This is a genomic window from Paraburkholderia sp. Ac-20340, assembly GCF_017104965.1.
Lineage (GTDB): Bacteria > Pseudomonadota > Gammaproteobacteria > Burkholderiales > Burkholderiaceae > Paraburkholderia.
This window is the reverse complement of the sequence record NZ_JAAGPR010000017.1, coordinates 24322-42514: the sequence shown is the minus strand read 5'-3', so window position 1 is coordinate 42514 and position 18193 is coordinate 24322. Positions and strand designations below refer to the sequence as shown.

The following is an 18193-nucleotide window of genomic DNA, read 5'->3' as shown; positions in this document are numbered from 1 at the left end:
ACCAGTCGATAAATAAAACTTCTTTCATCTGTCTGGTTGCAGGACGTTACACCCCGCCCGCCACAATACCGGCGTCGGTTCCACAGTAGTTTCCCGTACTTTTCACGCTTTTTTTGCGCCATCTGGGCGCACCGGTACGCGACGGGAACCGGCGCCGATGTTCTGAACGGAGCCCCTTCTGATGCTGAAAATCGTCCGGCTGGCCTTGAACCGTCCGTACACGTTCATCGTGCTGGCCCTGTTGATCCTGATCGCTGGCCCGCTCGCTGCGTTACGCACGCCAACCGATATCTTCCCGGATATCCGCATTCCCGTGATTAGCGTGGTGTGGAATTACGCCGGTCTGCAACCCGACGACATGTCGGGACGTATCGTCACCTATTACGAGCGCACGCTCGGCACGACTGTCAACGATGTGGCCCACATCGAATCGCAGTCGTTCCGCGGCTATGGCATCGTGAAAATCTTCTTCCAGCCAACCGTGGATATTCGCACCGCCACGGCGCAGGTGACCTCGGTTTCGCAGACCGTGTTGAAGCAGATGCCGCCCGGCACCACACCGCCGCAGATTCTCAACTACAACGCGTCCACGGTGCCGGTGCTGCAGCTTGCGCTCACGAGCGACAAGCTCAACGAGCAGCAACTCGGTGACTACGCAACCAACTTTATCCGGCCGCAATTGCTGTCCGTTTCGGGTGTTGCGATTCCCACGCCATATGGCGGCAAGACGCGCGAAGTGCAGATCGACCTGAATCCGCAGGCGCTGCAGGCGCGCAAGCTCTCCGCGCAGGACGTGGCGAATGCGCTCGCGCAGCAGAACCAGATCATTCCTGCGGGCACGCAGAAGATCGGCCAGTTCGAATACAACGTGCGCCTGAACAACAGCCCGTTGTCGATCGACGCGCTCAACAATCTGCCGATTAAAACGGTGGATGGCGCCGTGATCTATATGCGCGACGTGGCGCACGTGCGCGACGGTTATCCGCCGCAAGGCAATATCGTGCGCGTGGACGGTCACCGTGCGGTGCTGATGTCGATTCTCAAGAACGGCTCGGCATCGACGCTCGACATCATCGCGGGCGTGAAGGCCAAGCTGCCGCTGATCGAACAGTCGCTGCCGCCTAGCCTCAAGCTCGTGCCGCTGGGCGATCAGTCGGTGTTCGTGAAGGGCGCCGTGAGCGGCGTGGCGCGCGAAGGCATTATCGCGGCTGCACTGACTTCGGCCATGATCCTGCTGTTCCTCGGTAGCTGGCGCTCGACGCTCATCATTGCGGCGTCGATTCCGCTGGCCGTGCTTGCGGCTATCGCGGGTCTCGCGGCCTGCGGCGAAACGCTCAACGTCATGACCTTGGGCGGGCTCGCGCTAGCGGTGGGTATTCTCGTCGACGATGCCACGGTGACGATCGAGAACATCAACTGGCATCTGGAACAAGGCAAGGACGTGCGCAGTGCGATTCTCGACGGCGCCGCGCAGATCGTTGCGCCCGCACTGGTTTCGCTGCTGTGTATCTGTATCGTGTTCGTGCCGATGCTGCTGCTCGACGGTATCGCACGCTACCTGTTCGTGCCGATGGCCGAATCCGTGATCTTCGCGATGATCGCGTCGTTCATTCTTTCGCGTACCTTCGTGCCGATGATGGCGCGCTACCTGCTCAAGCCGCACGCGTCGCAAGGTCACGCATCGGGCGAACTCGCGGCCATCATGGCACCGCATGGCGCGCACGATCACGTCAAAGTTTCGCGCAATCCGCTGGTGCGTTTCCAGCGCGGTTTCGAGCGTCGCTTCGAGCGCATTCGCGCCGGTTATCGCGGCGTGCTGGGTCTTGCACTCACGCATCGCAAGCGCTTCGTCGTGGGCTTTCTCGCCATCGTGATGCTGTCGTTCGCGCTGGTGCCGTTCCTTGGCCGCAACTTCTTCCCGAATATCGATTCGGGCGAAATCGAAATTCACGTGCGCGCGCCGATCGGCACGCGTGTGGAAGACACCGCCGACCTCTTCGACCATATCGAAGACACGGTGCGCCATGCGATTCCGGCCGACCAGCTTACGAGCATCATCGACAATATCGGCCTGCCGAACAGCGGTATCAACCTCACGTACAACAATAGCGGCACGATCGGGCCGCAGGACGGCGACATCATGATTTCGCTCGGCGAAAATCATGCGCCCACCGCGCAGTACGTGAAAATGTTGCGCACGCAACTTCCGCGTCTGTTCCCGGGCACGACGTTCTCGTTCCTGCCTGCAGATATCGTCAGCCAGATCCTGAACTTCGGCGCGCCCGCACCGATCGACGTGCAGGTCAGCGGCCCGAACATGCAAGCGAACAAGCAGTACGCCAACGAGCTGCTGCGTCTGGTCGCCAAAGTGCCGGGCGTGGCCGATCCGCGTATCCAGCAGGCCTCGACCTATCCGCAGTTGACCGTGGCCGTCGACCGTTCGCGTGCGGATGAACTCGGCATCACCGAGCAGGACGTGACGAACTCCGTGGTGGCCAGCCTGTCGGGCACGAGCCAGGTGTCGCCTACCTACTGGCTCAACCCGAAGAACGGCGTGTCGTATCCGATCGTCGCGCAGACGCCGCAATACCGCATGACCACGCTCTCCGATCTGCAGAATCTGCCGGTCACGAGCAAGACCGGCGGCTCGCAGATTCTCGGCGGCATCGCCACGATCACGCGCGGCACCGCCGACGCCGTGGTCTCGCACTACAACATCATGCCGCTGTTCGACATCTACGCGACCACGCAAGGTGCCGATCTGGGCGCGGTGGCGTCGCAAATCCAGGCGGCCATCCACGCTACCGCCAAGGACGTGCCGAAGGGCTCGACCGTGACGATGCGCGGCCAGGTGCAGACCATGAACAGCGCGTTCACGGGCCTGCTGCTCGGTCTCGCGGGCGCGGTGCTGCTGATCTATCTGCTGATCGTCGTGAACTTCCATTCGTGGGCCGATGCGTTCGTGATCGTCTGCGCGTTGCCGGCCGCACTCGCGGGCATCGTCTGGATGCTGTTCACCACGCACACGCCGCTGTCCGTCCCGGCGCTCACCGGCGCGATTCTCTGCATGGGCGTGGCGACCGCCAACGCGATTCTGGTGGTGTCGTTCGCCCGCGAACGTCTGGCCGTCACCGGCGACGCGCTGCGCGCCGCCATGGAAGCCGGCTTCACGCGCTTCCGTCCGGTGCTGATGACGGCGCTGGCGATGATTATCGGCATGGCGCCGATGGCGCTCGGCATGGGCGACGGCGGCGAACAGAACGCCCCGCTCGGCCGCGCCGTGATCGGCGGCCTGCTGTGCGCGACGCTGGCGACGCTGCTGTTCGTGCCCGTGGTGTTCAGCCTCGTGCACCGCAATGACCGCGGCGATGGTCACGACGATGCCGATAACGACGAACCGCACGCCACCATCCCCACTCTGGAACAACCCGCCCTCGAGGGAGAATCCCATGTCCACTGAAGTCGACATCGCCCCGCCGCAATCGCTGCGCCATCTGAAGTCCGTCGCCGCCGTGGCGTTGATGGTCGCCGCCGGGATCGTCTCCGGCGGTCTGTTCAGCCGCGTGCACGCGCATCAGGAACTCACGTCCTGGACCGACGCCCAGGCCGTGCCCACGGTCGCCACCGTGCTGCCCGAGCCGAGCCCGGCCTCGCAGGCGCTCGTGCTGCCCGGCCATCTGGCCGCGTATATCAACGCGCCGATCTACGCGCGCGTCTCCGGCTATCTGCATGCCTGGTACGCCGATATCGGCACACATGTGAAGGCGGGCCAGTTGCTGGGCGTGATCGATACGCCCGATCTCGATCAGCAGCTTCAGCAGGCGCGCGCCGATCTGCAGAACTCGATCGCCAACGAAAAGCTCGCGGCCACCACCGCGAAGCGCTGGATCGAGATGCTCAAGCAGGATTCGGTTTCGCAGCAGGAAGCCGATGAAAAGACCTCGGACCTGATCGCCAAGCAGGCCACCGTGGACGCCAATCAGGCGAACGTGCGCCGCCTCGAAGCGCTCGAATCGTTCAAGCGTCTGACCGCGCCGTTCGACGGCGTGGTGACGGCGCGCAAGACCGACGTGGGCGCGCTCATCAGCGCGGGCAGCGGCAGCGGCCCGGAACTCTTCACGGTGTCCGACGCGAGCCAGTTGCGCGTCTACGTGAGCGTGCCGCAGAGCGACGCGGCGTCGATCAAACCGGGCATGCACGCCACGCTCACGGTGCCGGAGCGCCCGGGCATGCAGTTCGATGCGAAGCTCGTCGATACCGACCAGTCGATCTCGCCCACGTCGGGTACGATGCTCGTGCAGCTTTCCGTCGACAACAAGCAGGGCATGCTGTTCCCCGGCGAGTACACGGAAGTCCATCTGGCGATGCCCGGCGACGCGCACGCCCTGTTCGTGCCCGCCAGCGCGCTGATCTTCCGCTCGCACGGCATGCAGGTGGCCGTCGCGGGCGACGACCATAAGGTGCAGTTGCGCGACGTGACGATCGGCACCGATCTGGGCACGCGCGTGGAAATCATCGAAGGGTTGAAGGCGGGCGAACGCGTGATCGACAACCCGCCCGATTCGCTGACGAACGGCGATGTGGTGCGCCTCGCCGCCACGGCGGCGACCAATGCGCCCGCGAAGACCGCATCGGCCAATGCGTCGCACGACGCGGAGCAGGCGCATGGTTAAGCGGTTCCCCCTGCCCTCTCTGGCGCGCGGGCGCTTGAAGCTGGTTGCGCTCGCAACGACCGCGTTGCTGGGCGCGTGCTCGTTCGCGCCCGTCTATCACGCGCCCGCCGCAGCGATCCCGACGCACTTCAAGGAAACCGGCGGCTGGCAGATGGCGCAGCCCGCCGACGAATTGCCGCGCGACGGCTGGTGGAAAGTCTTCCATGATCCGATGCTCGACCAGCTCGAGCCGAAGGTCGCCAAGGCCAACCCGAACATCGCCGCCGCGCTCGCGCGTCACGACGAAGCCGATTCGCTCACCGCCCAGGCCAAATCGGCGCTGTTGCCGACCATCGGCCTCGGTGCGCAGGTGCAGCGCGACCGGCAGTCGGCGTTGCGCCCGCTGCGCGGCTCGGGTCAGCCGAACGTGTACAACGCGAACACGCTCGATGTGGGCATCGGCTACGACCTCGATCTGTGGGGCAAGGTGCGCAACGAAGTGAAGGCCGGCCAGGCCACGAGCGAGGCCAGCGCGGCCGATCTCGCTTCGCTGCAACTGAGCCTGCAGGCAAAGCTCGCGACGACCTGGTTCAACCTGCTCGGTCTCGACCAGCAGTCGAAGCTGCTCGACGATACGATCGCCGCCTACCGTCACGCGCTGGAGTTGACCGAGAGCCGCCATCGCGGCGGCATCGCTTCCGATCTGGACGTGTCGCGCGCGCAGAATCAGCTCGCCGCCGCGCAGGCTTCCGCCGACGACGTGAGCGCGCGCCGCGCCCTCTACGAACACGCGATCGCCACGCTAATCGGCGTGCCGGCGTCCGACTTCAACGTCGCGTCCGACACGCTGCGCCCACATCTGCCGAATCTGCCCGCCGGGCTGCCTTCGGCGCTGCTGCAACGGCGCCCGGACATCGCGGCGGCCGAACGCCGCGTGGCCTCGGCCAATGCGGAGATCGGCGTGGCGAAGGCCGCGTTCTTCCCGGATCTGTCGCTGGGTCTGGACGGCGGTTTCCAGAGCGACACCTTCAGCCCGTGGCTGGCCGCGCCCAATGAGATGTGGTCGATCGGCCCGACGCTCGTGCAGACGATCTTCGACGGCGGCCTGCGCAAGGCGAAGGTGCGTGAAGCGCGCGCGAAGCTCGCCGAGAACGGCGCCGATTACAAGGCCACCGTGCTCAATGCGTTCCAGCAGGTCGAGGACAATCTCGCGCTGCTGCACCATCTGGGCGACGAAGCGCAACGCGAAGACGAGGCGCTCACGGCCGCCCAGCGCACGCTGACGCTGTCGATGTCGCGTTACCGCGATGGCGTGGTGAGTTATCTGGATGTGGTGACGGCGCAGACGACGGCGTTGTCCACGCAGATTTCGTCGCTGGAACTGGATACGCGGCGGCTGAACGCAACCGTGGGCCTGATTCAGGCGATCGGCGGCGGCTGGAGCACGCAGCAACTCGATGCCAACGCCGACGCAAAACCTGACGCAAAATCCGACGCAAAAACAGCGTCCTGACGTAACAAGGCGGGCATGACCAGCCAAGGCATGCCCGCTTTTTTACACCTTCCCCGCCAGATGAAAACGCGACGCCGCGTGCCAGAGCTGCACCGACGTCGCCACCACCTCGCCCACCCACGTGCGGCGCTCGACCATCAGGCAAGGCTCGCCGATTTCCATATCGAGTTGATGACGCACGTAAGCATCGGGCTTGCGCGCGTAGATACGAAACTCGGCGCGCTGGATCGGCGCGAGCCGCACCATGTAGTGATTCGGCGTTTCCTGCGTGAAATCCTGCTGCAGATACAGCGGAAACAGCGCGGGATTCACGAAACGGTCTTCGTACTGGATCGCCTCGCCTTCTTCGTAATGGACGATGCGCGAATGAAATACCGGCCCGCGCGCCACGCCTAGCGAAAGCAGCGCGGCTTCGTCGTCGCTGGTTTGCAGCGCGAGCACGCGCGCCGTGTGGCGATGGCCGCGCGCGGCGATTTCATCGGCGATATTGCGGATCTCCAATACCGTCGATTCATAATCGCGCGGCGCGACAAAGGTGCCCGAACCCTGCACGCGCGTGAGCACGCCGTCGTTCGTCAATTCGCGCAGCGCGCGCGACACGGTCATGCGCGCGACGCCAAATTCCTTCACGAGCACCGTTTCGGACGGGATCGCGTCGCCCGGCTTCCAGGTGCCGTTTTCGACGCGCTCCAGCACGTAGCGCTTGATCTGTTCATAAGGCGGCGCGGTGCGGCGTGTGCGGCTGGCGCATGGCGCGGCTGCGGATGCGAGCAGGGAAGCGTCGGTGTTCATCGTCGTGGCGATTCCTTCGGCTTCGTTCGGTTCAGTGCGAACGGCGTGTCTCAGTGGCCGACCGCATCAGCTAGCGCATCAGGCAGCGCATCAGCCAGCGCATCGTTCGCGGAAGTCGCCGCGCCAGGCGCAACGTCATGCAACGCCGGCTGCGGCGCGCAGGCGAGACGATCGGCGTGCGGCTGCGCGGTCTGCGGGTCCGGCAGCGGCGGCGGATTGCCATCGGCGATCATGCGGAACGCCACCGACATATCGCCCGCCAGCGGACGATCGTCGCGATACGTCGCCAGCACGCTGCGAATGCGGCTGTACAGCGTTTCCGTGTACGGCGCGCGCACGGCATCGACGGGTTGCAGATCGTAGGCCTGCGCGGCGGCCAGCAACTCGATGCCCAGAATGCGGCTGCTGTTCTCGATCACGGCCAGCGCCTTGAGCGCGGCGGGCGTGGCGTGGCACAGGTGGTCTTCCTGCAGGCCCGAGGTCACGCCGCCATCGAGGCTCGCGGGCGCGGCGTCGCGACGATTCTGCGCGACCAGCGAAGCCGCCGTGTACTGCGCGATCATGAAGCCCGAACGCGTGCCGCCTGCATGCGCGAGAAACGCGGGCAAACCGCTGACGAGCGGATTGACGAGGCGGTCGAGCCGGCGCTCGGCCATCGCCGCGACCTGCGCGACGGCGGCGGCGAGACTGTCCATCGCCAGCGCGATCGATGCGCCCACGGCGTGCGCCTGCGAGAACACCTGCGGCGCGTCGGGCGTGCCATCGACGATGGGGTTATCGGTGACCGAAGCCAGTTCGCGGTCGACGATGCCGGCGGTCGCGGCGAGTACGTCGCGCGCCGCGCCATGCACGTGCGGAATCGTGCGCATGCTCAGCGGGTCCTGCGTACGGCGGCCCAATGCGGCGGCCAGCAAACCGCTTTCGGCAAGCGCCGCGCGCATGCGCGTGCCCACTTGCGCCAGCCCCGGCGAGACGCGATACGCCAGCGACTGCGCGTCGAACGCCGCCATCTGGCCGCCGAGATTTTCGAAGCTCATGGCCGCGACGGCATCGGACCAGTCGAGCAGACGCTGCGCGCGCTCCAGCGCCAGCGCAGCCAGCCCCGTCACGCAAGGCGTGCCGTTCACGAGGCTCAAGCCTTCTTTGGCCTGCAGCGAAAGCGGTTGCAGCCCAAGACGTTCGAGCGCCTGCGCGCCGCTCAGACGCTCGCCATGCCAGCGCACGTGCCCCGCGCCCACGCAGACCAGCGCGATATGCGCCATATGGCTCAGATAACCGACCGAACCGAACGCGGGCACTTCGGGCAGACAATCGGCGTTCAGGAGCGCCTCGAGTTGCTCGACCAGTTCCACGCGCACGCCCGAATGGCCGTGCGCGTAGTTGTTGATCGCCGCGGCCATGATCGCGCGCGTTTCCTGCGCGCCCAGCGGCGCGCCCACGCCCACGGCGTGGCTCATGAGGATGTTGTGCGAGAGATCGTGCTGCTCGGACGGCGACACCACCACGTCGCAAAGCGCGCCTACGCCCGTATTCACGCCATAGGCGCGAATACCGCGCACGACAATCTGATCGACCAGCGCGCGCGCCTGGCGAATGCGCATACGTGCTTCATCGGCGAGTTGCAGCGGTTCGCCAGCGGCGACAGCGGCGATCTCGCGCCATTCAAGCGGACGTTCGGAACGGATGACGGCCATGATCGGGATACCTGAATATTTCCGTACAGACTGCGTTGAACTACGTTTAGTGAGCGTTGCGGTCCTGATGGCTCGATACGAACTGGCGGAAGCGCTCCGACTTCAGTTCGCCGAACACTTCCTGCGGCGTGCCGTCCGCATCGACTAGACCTTGATGCAGGAACATCACGCGATTCGATACGTGCTTGGCGAAACCCATTTCGTGCGTGACGACCAGCATCGTGCGGCCTTCTTCCGCGAGCGCGCGCATCACGCGCAGCACTTCGCCGACCAGTTCGGGATCGAGCGCCGAAGTCGGCTCGTCGAACAGCATGACTTTCGGATGCATGGCCAGCGCGCGGGCAATCGCCACGCGCTGCTGCTGGCCGCCCGAAAGATGCGCGGGATAATGGCCCTGCTTGTCTGCGAGGCCCACTTTCGCGAGCAGCGCTTCGGCTTCTTCGGTGGCTTCGGCGCGCGTGCGCTTGAGAACGCGCATCGGGCCTTCGATCAGGTTTTGCATCACCGTCATGTGCGACCAGAGATTGAAGTTCTGGAACACCATGCCCAGTTGCGAGCGCACGCGATCCACCTGGCGGCGGTCTTCCGGCTGCAGTTTGCCGTCGCGGCGGCGCTTCATTTTCAGCGCTTCGCCTTCGAGCGCGACGGTGCCGTCGTCGGGCATTTCCAGCAGATTCAGGCAGCGCAGAAACGTGCTCTTGCCCGAGCCGCTCGCGCCGAGAATCGAAATGACATCGCCTTTATGGGCGTCGAGCGAAATGCCTTTCAGCACATGATGCTCGCCAAAGGACTTGTGAATGTTCTTGACGGACAGGGCGACCGGTGCGGCTGCGTTCATGGGGTGACTCCGTAGATGTCCGGGGTGATCAGGTCAGGATGCGGCGCGCGGCGTTTCGAGCGACGTCAGCTTGCGCGCAGGTGCAGTCGGCGCACCGCGCAGATGGCGCGAAAGGCGCTTTTCCAGCATGCCGATCAAACGCACCACGAAGAAGTTGAGCGCGAGATAGATGAGCGCGGCGCAGGCAAACACTTCAGTGGTCCGATACGTCTGCTGAATGATCTGTTGCGCCACGCCCGTGACTTCCCAGACCGTGACGAGACTGGCCAGCGCAGTGGATTTCACGAGCAGCACGGCTTCGGTGGAATAGGCGGGCAGACACTGGCGCAGCGCGATCGGGCCGATCACGCGACGCAGCAGCGAAAAGCCCGAGAGACCCACCGCATAGCCGGCTTCGATCTGGCCCACCGGCACGGCCATCAGGCCGCCGCGAATGATTTCCGCCGTATAGCCCGCGGTACAAAGTGCGAGCGACAGCACGGCGCACACATAAGGTTCGCGCAGCACGGGCCAGAGAAAGCTTTCGCGGATCACGCCGAACTGGCCGAGGCCGTAGTAGACGAGAAACATCTGGATCAGCAGCGGCGAGCCGCGAAACACCAGAATGTAGGCGCGCGCAAAGCGATTGGGCAGCCAGCGCGGCGAAACGCGCATGGCCACGATCACGAGCGAAAGCAGGCCGCCCAGCACGAGCGAGGCGAAGAACAGTTCGAGCGTGGTCGGCACGGCTGCGATCAACTGGCGCAGCGTGTCGAGCAGAAAGTCGATATCGATATGCATGTCGGGGTCCGCCGCTTGATGTGCGTATTCGCGTAGAGGTGGAATCAGTTGCGCGCGAAATTGCGCTTGAAGGAGCGGCCGACATACGCTTCGGCGCGGCCGAAGATGCGGTTCGAGACGCCCGTCATGGCCAGATACAGCGCGCCGCCAGCGACGAAGAACAGGAAGTACTGATGCGTCGATCCTGCCGCCACCTGGCTTGCGCGCAGCAACTCGGCCAGACCCGTCACGGAAATCAGTGCGGAGTCCTTGAGACTGAGCTGCCACACATTGCCGATGCCCGGCAACGCGAAGCGGAATACCTGCGGAATCAGGATGCGGCGCGCCATCGTCAGCGTCGGCATGCCGATCGCGCGGGCGGCTTCCAGTTCGCCGCGCGAAACCGCCAGCACGGCGGCGCGATACACCTCGGCCTGATACGCACCGGAGATCATGCCCACGGCCACCGCGCCGATCGCGAACGGCGGCACGCCGACGAAACCATCGGCGCCGAACAGCTGGCCGATACTCGTCACCAGCGCCGATCCGCCGAAGTAGAACAGATAGATGACGAGCAGTTCGGGCACGCCGCGAAACACCGTGGTGTAGCAGTCGCCCAGCACGCGCAATACGCGAAAGCGCGAGAGCTTGGCCGCCGCGATGAGGCCGCCGAACACGGCGCCCAGCGCCAGCGCGGCGATGGTGAGCACGACCGTCATGAGCGCGCCCAGCAGCAGGACGCCGCCCCAGCCCTCGGCGCCGAAGCCGAGCATTTCGATCACTGACATGATGACTACCTCAAACTAACAAGCGACGAACCAGCAACGAAGAAGCAACGAACAAGCGAACGATCCGGCAAATCCGCCTGGAAGGCCACGCGGGCCTCCCATGCGGCTTGACGCGATCAAGGCGTCACGTCGGTCTTGAACCACTTGAGCGCGAGCTTCTTGACCGTGCCGTCGGCCTGTGCGGCGGCGATGGCGGTGTCGAATTTCGCTTTCAGATCGGCGTCCTGCTTGCGGAAGGCGAGGCCTTCGCCCGGGCCCCAGACCGGACCGGCGATCTGCGGGCCCGCCATGACGATGCTGTTCGAATCGGGCTTGCCGGCGTTGGCGGCGTAGTAGGTGACATCGTCGAACGACGCGTCGATACGGCCGTTGGCCAGGTCGAGATCGCGCTCGGGCGAGGTCTTGTAGACGCGGATCGAGGCCACGTCCTTGAAGTTGTCGGTCACGAAGCGCGTGTAGATCGTGCCCGATTGCAGGCCGATGGTCTTGCCCTTGAGCGCCTTGCGCAGGCCGTCGATGGCGGGCAGGTTGCTGCGCGCGTCGTTGTCGAGTTTCACCTGGCTCGCGTTGGGACCGGACTTCGGCAGGATCTTCGTGTCCGACACGGCGAAGGTTGCGGGCGTGGCCGCATACGGCTTCGAGAACGCGAGGATCTTTTCGCGGTCCGGCGTGATGGAAATCGCATCCATCAGGACATCGAACTTACCGGCCTGCAGACCGGGAATCATGCCGTCCCAATCCTGCGTGACCAGGTTGCACTGCAGTTGCGCGCGGGCGCAGAGATTGGCGACGAGTTCCGGTTCGAAGCCGCCGAGCTTGCCGCCCGGCAGGGTCAGATTCCACGGCGCGTAGCTGCCGTCGAGCGCGATCGTCACGGTCTTCCATTCCTTCGCGCCTGCGTTGCCGCCTGCCAGCAGCGCCGCGCCGAACGCGGCTCCGATCAGGGCCTTGACCAGTCGGGTGCACTTCACCTGCATGTCGCTACTCCTTGTCATCGAGCTAACCGTAATGAAGCGGGCGCAGCGTGCGGCCCGTCCGTGTTGTCTAGACAAGATTGCGGGAACAAAATGCAGGACGCAAGCGCTTTTCAATAAAAACGGGCCGATCCAGGGAATGCCCTGGCAATCCCCGATAAGTGCACTAGAACGGCGCATTCCATCGACGAATACGGTGTCATTCCGGCGCATTGACGCAATTCGGGCGCGGCTCGCAGGCCTTGAATCATCGCGAGTTAACTAGACGACTTATTGCAAATCGCTTGCGGCGGCTGGCTTGGCGCCCCGTGTGTGTCATCGCGAGGTCATGCAAGAAAGCCATCGTTTCGCCGACACTCTCCCTGCAAAACGCGCAGTCGCGTGCTCGCGCTGCCCGGTCACGAGGCGATTCGACATGACGAACAAGAACATTCCCGATACACCGTCCACCGATTCCACCAGCGGCGTGTCGCGCCGCGGCTTTCTGAAGCTCGCCGGCGCATCCGGCTTTGCGAGCGCGGCGGGCGCCGCCGCGGCGCTCTCCGGCGCGGCGAAAGCCGATACGGCCACGCCCGACGGCACGCCCGAGCAGATTCACCTGACCTGGGGCGCGGACCCGACGAGCGAAGTGGTGGTCTCGTGGGCCTCGCTTGCGGCCGCCACGCGCCCGCGCGTGACCTATACGACCGACCGTGGCCGCCGCGACACCGTCGACGCGATCCAGCGCACCTACACGGACGGCCTCACCGGCGTGGTCGTGTTCACCTATCACGCGCGTCTGCGCGATCTGCACGCGGACACGACCTATCGCTACGAGGTCACCGCCGATAACGACAGCCACGCGGGCAATCCCTTCAACGCGACCGTCAAGACCGCGCCGCACGGCCGCAAACCGTTCCGTTTCACGAGCTACGGCGACCTGGCCACGCCCAACACGGGCTGGGTGTTGTCGTCGCCGCAAAGCCGCTTTGCCGTGGAAGCCGTCGAGCGCTTCCAGCCGCTGTTTCACCTGCTCAACGGCGACCTGTGCTACGCGAACCTGAATCCCGCGCATCAGACCGAGGTGTGGCGCGACTTCGGCAACAACAACCAGACGTCGTCGTCGAACCGTCCGTGGATGCCTTGTCCGGGCAATCACGAAATCGAGTTCTACAACGGCGCACAGGGGCTGGATTCGTATCTGACGCGCTATACGCTGCCCGATAACGGCACACGCTTTTCGGGGCGCTGGTATCGCTTTCGTGTGAGCAATGTGCTGTTTATTTCGCTCGACGCCGACGATGTGGTCTATCAGGACGCCGCCGCCTTCGTGGCCGGTCCCGCGCCGCTCGTGCCGGTCGCCAGCACCGGCAATGCGCCGATTGCGGCCGGCACCTCGTTCTACGTGCGCGGCTACAGCAACGGCGAACAGACGCGCTGGCTCGAAAAGACGCTGCATCAGGCCGCGCAGGACGACGATATCGACTGGATCGTCGTGCAGATGCATCAGGACGCGCTCAGTTCGTCGAAGACCGGCAACGGTTCGGACAAGGGCCTGCGCGAGGCGTGGCTGCCGCTGTTCGACCGCTATGGCGTGGATCTGGTGGTGTGCGGCCACGATCACGATTACGAGCGCAGCTATCCGGTGCGCGGCTGCAATCATCATGCGGGCGTGGATGCGAAGACGGGCGAGCCCGTCGATACGCTGCAGCCGAAGCCGGTCGCGCACGCACAACTGGCGCAGGCGGGCGCGAACACCTTCGACACGAGTCACGGCACCATCCACCTGATTCTGGGCGGCGGGGGCACCAGCGCGCCGCTCGACGTGTATGGCGTGGATGCGGGTAACGGCAATCCGCAGGCGCAGATCTTCACGAAGCCCAACCGGCCGGTGCCGAACACGGCCGCGGGCGCGGCGGCGGGCTCGTATGTGCGTCCGGGCGCGGACGCGCTGGAGGACGCGATCTGGTCCGCGCAGCGCGATACGGGTACCGGTTATGGGATTGCGGTATTCGACGTGGACCCCGGCGCGCATGACGGCAAGACCACCATCACGATGAACTACTATCACGCGCCGGGCGCCGACCAGACGCCCACCTCGAACTACGAGCTGTTCGAGACCGTCACGTTGACGAAGTCGCGCGGCTGATTGGCCAGTTCAAGGCAATGGTAACCACGGCGGCGCTCAGACGAGACCTGAGGCCGCCGCCTGCAGCACGTCCACCCGTCTGGGCACGAGACCTAAGTCGAGGAACGTATCGGCGATCTTCTGCTGCTCGCCGAGAATCGACTTCGTGATGGGAACCGCGCCGAATTCATTGCGATCGACGGCCTGCTGCACGACCGGCGCGGGCAGACCCCAGAGCTTCGCCAGTTCGGCGGCATATTCGCTGCGATGGGTCTTGCCCCATTCTTCCGTTTTCGCGATTTCGTCGATGACGATGCGGATCACGTCGGCGTTCTGCTGCGCGAACTTCTGCGACGAAAAATAGAAACCGCGATTGCCGACTACGCCGCTTGCATCGGCGAGTACGCGTGCGCCCAGGTTCGTCTGCGCCGCCGCGTAGAACGGGTCCCAGATCACCCAGGCGTCGATCGAGCCGTTTTCGAACGCGGCGCGCGCGTCGGGCGGCGAGAGGAACACGGGGCGCACATCGGCGTAATCGAGACCGTGTTTGCGCAGCAGTTGCACGAGGAAGTAGTGCACATTGCTGCCCCGATTGAACGCCACGCGCTTGCCCTTGAGATCCGCCACGTCGCGCAAGGTGGAATTGCGCGGCACGAGCACGGCCTCCGAGCGCGGACGCGGCGGCGTGGCCGCCACATAGGCGAGCGGCGCGCCAGCGGCCTGCGCGAAGATTGGCGGCGCTTCGCCCACATCGCCGAAATCGATCGAGCCGACATTGAGCGCTTCGAGCTGCACCGGCCCCGCGTTGAATTCGGTCCAGGTGACGTTGACGCCCAGCGGCGCGAGCCGTTGTTCGAGCGCGCCACGGCCCTTCAGGATGCTCAGCGCGCCCTTCTGGTTACCGATGCGCAGCGTGCGCGGCGCGGGCGCCGCCAGCACGCGTGAAACGTCGAGCGCGGGCAGCGCGGCAGCGGCGGCGCCCAGGGTGAATTTGAGGAAGTCGCGGCGTGTGCTCATGGGATCGATTCTTTAACCGGTGCGTAAGGTTCGACCGATTCTACGAAGCGCATCGCCCACGCAGAACGATGAAGTTTTCCGATGCAAAGCAGCGCAAGGACTAAGCGGCATTGAGGCAGCGGCATTGCGGCAGCGGCATCGAGGCGCGCTATTTCCCGCGCCACGCCTTTCTCAACGTTTCCTGGCGTTTGTCTAAACATTCTTTCATGGTGATGCATCGGGTTCGATAGGCTGACCTAACTATTCTCTCCATACCGGAATGCGCCTGATCGCATTCGCCAGCCGGCCAACGCGGCCAACAAATACGTTCTCTGGAGGATAGTTTCCATGAAGTCGCTCATGCTCATCGCTGCTTTCGCAGGTGCTGTTGTCACCACGTCCGCTTTCGCCCAAACCGCCGATACGGCCCCCGCGCAGAACGCCCAGCCGGCCACGTCGACCCAGGTCGCCATGAACAACACGGCCACCGCGTTCAACAACGGCGGTTGGGTAGCACCTTATGGTCAGCCGGTGCATCAGAAGACGCGCGCCGAGGTCTATCACGAACTCGTGCAAGCCGAGCAGGATGGTCAACTCGCCTACCTGAACTCGACGCTCTACGCGCATTGAGGCCTTGTTTTACAGGCTCAAAGCGCCGTCAGGGCGGCGCTTGCGCGGTGTCTGGAGGTTCATGCGAAAGCGGCACGCTCGATGCGTGCCGCTTTGTTTTTTGCGCGACAGGTACACGACCCATGACACGCATGTGACCTGAAATCCCATAAGCGGTTACCTTGGGTTCAGGTCGCGTGTTTTGGGTTTACGCGTGCTTCGGCAGCGTGAGTTGATAGCCGTATCGGCTGATGGTTTCGATGCGCACTTCGATGGCTTCGCGTTCGAGTTTGCGGCGCAGGCGCGAGACCACGAGGTTCACGGTGGAAGGATCGATATCGTCTTTTTCGGGCCACGCGTAGCGAATCATCTGATCGCGCGGCACCGGCATATCGGCCTGACGCAGCAGACATTCGACCAGCAGGTATTCGCGGCGCGTGAGTTCGGCGCGGCGTGCGCCTTCGACGATCTCGCGCGTGCTCGCATCGAGCAGCGGCAGGGGCGTCTCGCCGTCGGTGCTCAAGGGTGCGCCGGATTTTGTGCCCGTTTTTGTGCCCGCTTTTGCACCCGCTTGCGCGCTCAACGCCGTGAGCGCAGCGGGCGCGGGGCCCGTGCGCAGCAGCGCGAGCATGCGCTCGTGCATTTCGATAAACGAGAACGGATAGCGGAAGCACGCATCGGCGCCCGCACGCAGCAGTTGCGAGCGCGCGGCGGCGGTCGCTTCGATGCCGAGCACGGCGATGATGGTCGCGCCTTTGGTCGCTTCGGCGAAGCGGGGCAGGAGCGCGAGCAGTTCGGGCAGCATGGCGCCGTCGAGCGCGACGGCGATCACCGCGTCGAACGGCTCTTCGCCCGCGACATAGAGACCGTCGCGCAGCTCTTCCGCGCGTTGCAGGCTGTGGGCGCTTTCCTGCAGGGCCTTTTGCAGCCAGGCGCCTTCGGCGTGGCTGGGCGAGATGAGGAGAATGCGCATTGCTTCGTAACGTCTTTTAAGGGCTTGTCTGCGTCGTTCAGGTCAGCGCGCGCGGCCAGCATTCCACGCTCATGCGCGCGCCTGGGCCGTGCGATGTTCCAGCGGCATCGCCGATGGCGAGATCGCCTGCATCGGCGATATGCAGCGTGAAGTCGTGCACGCGCAACACCGCAGCCACCACGCTCAGCCCCAGACCGGAACCGGCGATATGGCGCACCGCGTCGCCGCGATAGAAGCGCTGGAGCACGGCGGCGCGTTCGGCGGGCGCGATGCCCAGGCCGTTATCGGCGACATCGAGCATCGGACCGGACGCGGTCGAGCGCAGCCGCACGCTGACGATGCCGCCATGCGGCGCGAACTTGATCGCGTTGTCGATGAGGTTGCTGAAGGCTTCGAACAGCAGCGCGCGGTCGCCGTGAATTTCCGTGACGGCTTCGGTATGCACGCGCCAGTCGATCTCGCGGCTTTCTGCGAGCGGCTCGTAAAGCTCGGCGAGTTCATCGACGAGTTCGCGCAGATCGACGGTCGCAAAACCGCCGCGCCGATGCAGCGTGCCGATCTCCGAAATGCGCAGCATCGCACGGAAGCGTTCGAGCAGCTGGCCGGTTTCGGTGCGCGCGCGATCCATCATGTCGGCGCCTTCGGTATCGGCGCGCAGGCTTTCGCGTTCGGCAATGCGCGCGAGCAGCGTGTGCAGATGCACGAGCGGCGTGCGCAGATCGTGCGCGATCCCATCGCAGGCGCCCTTCACTTCGCCCATCAGCCGTTCGACTTCGTCGAGCATGTGGTTCACGAGATGCGCGAGCATGTCGAGTTCGTCGTCGCCGCCCACGGGCAGGCGTTGATCGAGGTCGCCGCGCGCGATGCATTGGGTCACGCGGCGGAATTCGCGCACGCGGCGAATCTGCCGCAAGCCGAGCGCGAAACCGCCCGCCGCTGCCGCCAGCAGCGCGAGCACCGCGCCGACCACCAGCGTACGCACCATGAATTCGCGGATTTCCAGCACGTTCGTCATGTCGCGCGCGACCACGAGGTGCATGCCGTTGGGCCGCACTTCGGCGAGCGCGCGCACGATCGGCGACTGCACGCGGTCGCGCAGATTGAGCGTGTGGCGCAGCGTGCAGCCCACGCGGTCATAGGTGATGCTGGCCGGCGCTTCGAGCAGATCGCCCGCGACGTAACGGCCATCGGCGGTAAACAGGCCGTAGTAGTTCACGTGCATGCGTTCGTGCTCGAGACGCTGATAGATCGCGTCGGGCAGCTGCGCATCGGGAATCGAATCGAAGTAGATGAGCTGCCAGCCCATGATCGTGTCGGTATCGCGCTCGATCGAACGGGTGGCGCTCCAGGCGATAAAGCCCACGAGCAGCGTGAGGATCACACCGAACAGCACGGTGTAGGCGCACAGCCAGCGGAACGTGGTGGTGTGCCAGCGGCGGCGCGGCATCGCGGGCGCCGTGGACGCAGAAGGTAAGGAGGGACGGCTCGACACGCAGGT

General features: G+C 64.9%; 14 protein-coding genes. 5 read left to right on the top strand and 9 right to left on the bottom strand.

The annotated features are described in order from the left end of the window. The first annotated feature begins 181 nt into the window (after positions 1-181). From G3N59_RS20745 to G3N59_RS20735, 3 genes are read left to right on the top strand one after another with little or no spacing between them, the layout of a single operon-like run. Entirely contained in the window at positions 182-3460 is a 3279-nt protein-coding gene (locus tag G3N59_RS20745) for an efflux RND transporter permease subunit (protein WP_205984502.1), read from the top strand. After that, entirely contained in the window at positions 3450-4673 is a 1224-nt protein-coding gene (locus tag G3N59_RS20740) for an efflux RND transporter periplasmic adaptor subunit (RefSeq protein ID WP_205984501.1), read from the top strand. Before G3N59_RS20745 ends, G3N59_RS20740 begins: the two co-directional genes overlap by 11 nt. Beyond that, positions 4666-6165: an efflux transporter outer membrane subunit gene (locus tag G3N59_RS20735; protein ID WP_205984500.1), complete on the top strand. Its 1500-nt coding sequence runs from the start codon at positions 4666-4668 to the stop codon at positions 6163-6165. The genes G3N59_RS20740 and G3N59_RS20735 overlap by 8 nt, the downstream gene beginning before the upstream one ends. A 42-nt stretch (positions 6166-6207) precedes the next feature. Here G3N59_RS20735 and hutC read toward each other — a convergent pair whose 3' ends face one another. The 6 genes from hutC to G3N59_RS20705 all read right to left on the bottom strand — a co-directional run bounded on the left by hutC (position 6208) and on the right by G3N59_RS20705 (position 12013). Next, entirely contained in the window at positions 6208-6957 is a 750-nt protein-coding gene (gene hutC, locus G3N59_RS20730; protein WP_205984499.1) for a histidine utilization repressor, read from the bottom strand. A gap of 50 nt (positions 6958-7007) precedes the next feature. Further along, positions 7008-8651: a histidine ammonia-lyase gene (hutH, locus tag G3N59_RS20725; protein ID WP_205984498.1), complete on the bottom strand. Its 1644-nt coding sequence runs from the start codon at positions 8649-8651 to the stop codon at positions 7008-7010. Between the two features lie 46 nt (positions 8652-8697). After that, the gene (locus tag G3N59_RS20720) at positions 8698-9489 is read right to left on the bottom strand and encodes an ATP-binding cassette domain-containing protein (RefSeq protein WP_205984497.1); all 792 of its coding nucleotides are present in this window, start codon (positions 9487-9489) and stop codon (positions 8698-8700) included. A 33-nt stretch (positions 9490-9522) separates the two neighbouring features. After that, positions 9523-10269, bottom strand: coding sequence for an ABC transporter permease subunit (locus G3N59_RS20715; RefSeq protein ID WP_205984496.1), 747 nt, complete (start codon positions 10267-10269; stop codon positions 9523-9525). A 44-nt stretch (positions 10270-10313) separates the two neighbouring features. Continuing rightward, entirely contained in the window at positions 10314-11036 is a 723-nt protein-coding gene (locus G3N59_RS20710) for an ABC transporter permease subunit (protein ID WP_205984495.1), read from the bottom strand. A gap of 116 nt (positions 11037-11152) precedes the next feature. Continuing rightward, positions 11153-12013, bottom strand: a complete 861-nt coding sequence (locus G3N59_RS20705) for a transporter substrate-binding domain-containing protein (RefSeq protein WP_205984494.1) — start codon at positions 12011-12013, stop codon at positions 11153-11155. 412 nt (positions 12014-12425) lie between these two features. On the opposite strand from G3N59_RS20705, the gene G3N59_RS20700 reads away from it, so the two are divergent. After that, positions 12426-14138 carry a metallophosphoesterase family protein gene (locus G3N59_RS20700; RefSeq protein ID WP_205984493.1) on the top strand — a complete coding sequence of 571 codons (1713 nt, stop codon included), beginning with the start codon at positions 12426-12428 and terminating at the stop codon, positions 14136-14138. Between the two features lie 36 nt (positions 14139-14174). Here G3N59_RS20700 and G3N59_RS20695 read toward each other — a convergent pair whose 3' ends face one another. Then, positions 14175-15134, bottom strand: a complete 960-nt coding sequence (locus G3N59_RS20695; RefSeq protein ID WP_205984492.1) for a sulfonate ABC transporter substrate-binding protein — start codon at positions 15132-15134, stop codon at positions 14175-14177. Positions 15135-15461: 327 nt separating this feature from the next. Here G3N59_RS20695 and G3N59_RS20690 point away from each other — a divergent pair, with 327 nt between their 5' ends. Next, positions 15462-15743 carry a DUF4148 domain-containing protein gene (locus tag G3N59_RS20690; protein WP_205984491.1) on the top strand — a complete coding sequence of 94 codons (282 nt, stop codon included), beginning with the start codon at positions 15462-15464 and terminating at the stop codon, positions 15741-15743. 187 nt (positions 15744-15930) lie between these two features. Here G3N59_RS20690 and G3N59_RS20685 read toward each other — a convergent pair whose 3' ends face one another. Both G3N59_RS20685 and G3N59_RS20680 read right to left on the bottom strand, forming a co-directional pair. Further along, a complete protein-coding gene (locus G3N59_RS20685) occupies positions 15931-16695 on the bottom strand; it encodes a response regulator transcription factor (protein ID WP_205984490.1) in 765 nt (254 codons plus the stop codon). Positions 16696-16732: 37 nt separating this feature from the next. Then, positions 16733-18142, bottom strand: coding sequence for a HAMP domain-containing sensor histidine kinase (locus G3N59_RS20680; RefSeq protein ID WP_205984615.1), 1410 nt, complete (start codon positions 18140-18142; stop codon positions 16733-16735). Positions 18143-18193 lie beyond the last annotated feature (51 nt).

Bases quoted from the DNA above. Each gene is read 5' to 3' on its own strand.
- G3N59_RS20680 (WP_205984615.1), bottom strand. From the start codon at position 18,142: ATGCCGCGCCGCCGCTGGCACACCACCACGTTCCGCTGGCTGTGCGCC.
- G3N59_RS20745 (WP_205984502.1), top strand. From the start codon at position 182: ATGCTGAAAATCGTCCGGCTGGCCTTGAACCGTCCGTACACGTTCATC.
- G3N59_RS20735 (WP_205984500.1), top strand. From the start codon at position 4,666: ATGGTTAAGCGGTTCCCCCTGCCCTCTCTGGCGCGCGGGCGCTTGAAG.
- G3N59_RS20695 (WP_205984492.1), bottom strand. From the start codon at position 15,134: ATGAGCACACGCCGCGACTTCCTCAAATTCACCCTGGGCGCCGCCGCT.
- hutH (WP_205984498.1), bottom strand. From the start codon at position 8,651: ATGGCCGTCATCCGTTCCGAACGTCCGCTTGAATGGCGCGAGATCGCC.
- G3N59_RS20690 (WP_205984491.1), top strand. From the start codon at position 15,462: ATGAAGTCGCTCATGCTCATCGCTGCTTTCGCAGGTGCTGTTGTCACC.
- G3N59_RS20710 (WP_205984495.1), bottom strand. From the start codon at position 11,036: ATGTCAGTGATCGAAATGCTCGGCTTCGGCGCCGAGGGCTGGGGCGGC.
- G3N59_RS20715 (WP_205984496.1), bottom strand. From the start codon at position 10,269: ATGCATATCGATATCGACTTTCTGCTCGACACGCTGCGCCAGTTGATC.
- hutC (WP_205984499.1), bottom strand. From the start codon at position 6,957: ATGAACACCGACGCTTCCCTGCTCGCATCCGCAGCCGCGCCATGCGCC.
- G3N59_RS20720 (WP_205984497.1), bottom strand. From the start codon at position 9,489: ATGAACGCAGCCGCACCGGTCGCCCTGTCCGTCAAGAACATTCACAAG.
- G3N59_RS20685 (WP_205984490.1), bottom strand. From the start codon at position 16,695: ATGCGCATTCTCCTCATCTCGCCCAGCCACGCCGAAGGCGCCTGGCTG.
- G3N59_RS20705 (WP_205984494.1), bottom strand. From the start codon at position 12,013: ATGCAGGTGAAGTGCACCCGACTGGTCAAGGCCCTGATCGGAGCCGCG.
- G3N59_RS20740 (WP_205984501.1), top strand. From the start codon at position 3,450: ATGTCCACTGAAGTCGACATCGCCCCGCCGCAATCGCTGCGCCATCTG.
- G3N59_RS20700 (WP_205984493.1), top strand. From the start codon at position 12,426: ATGACGAACAAGAACATTCCCGATACACCGTCCACCGATTCCACCAGC.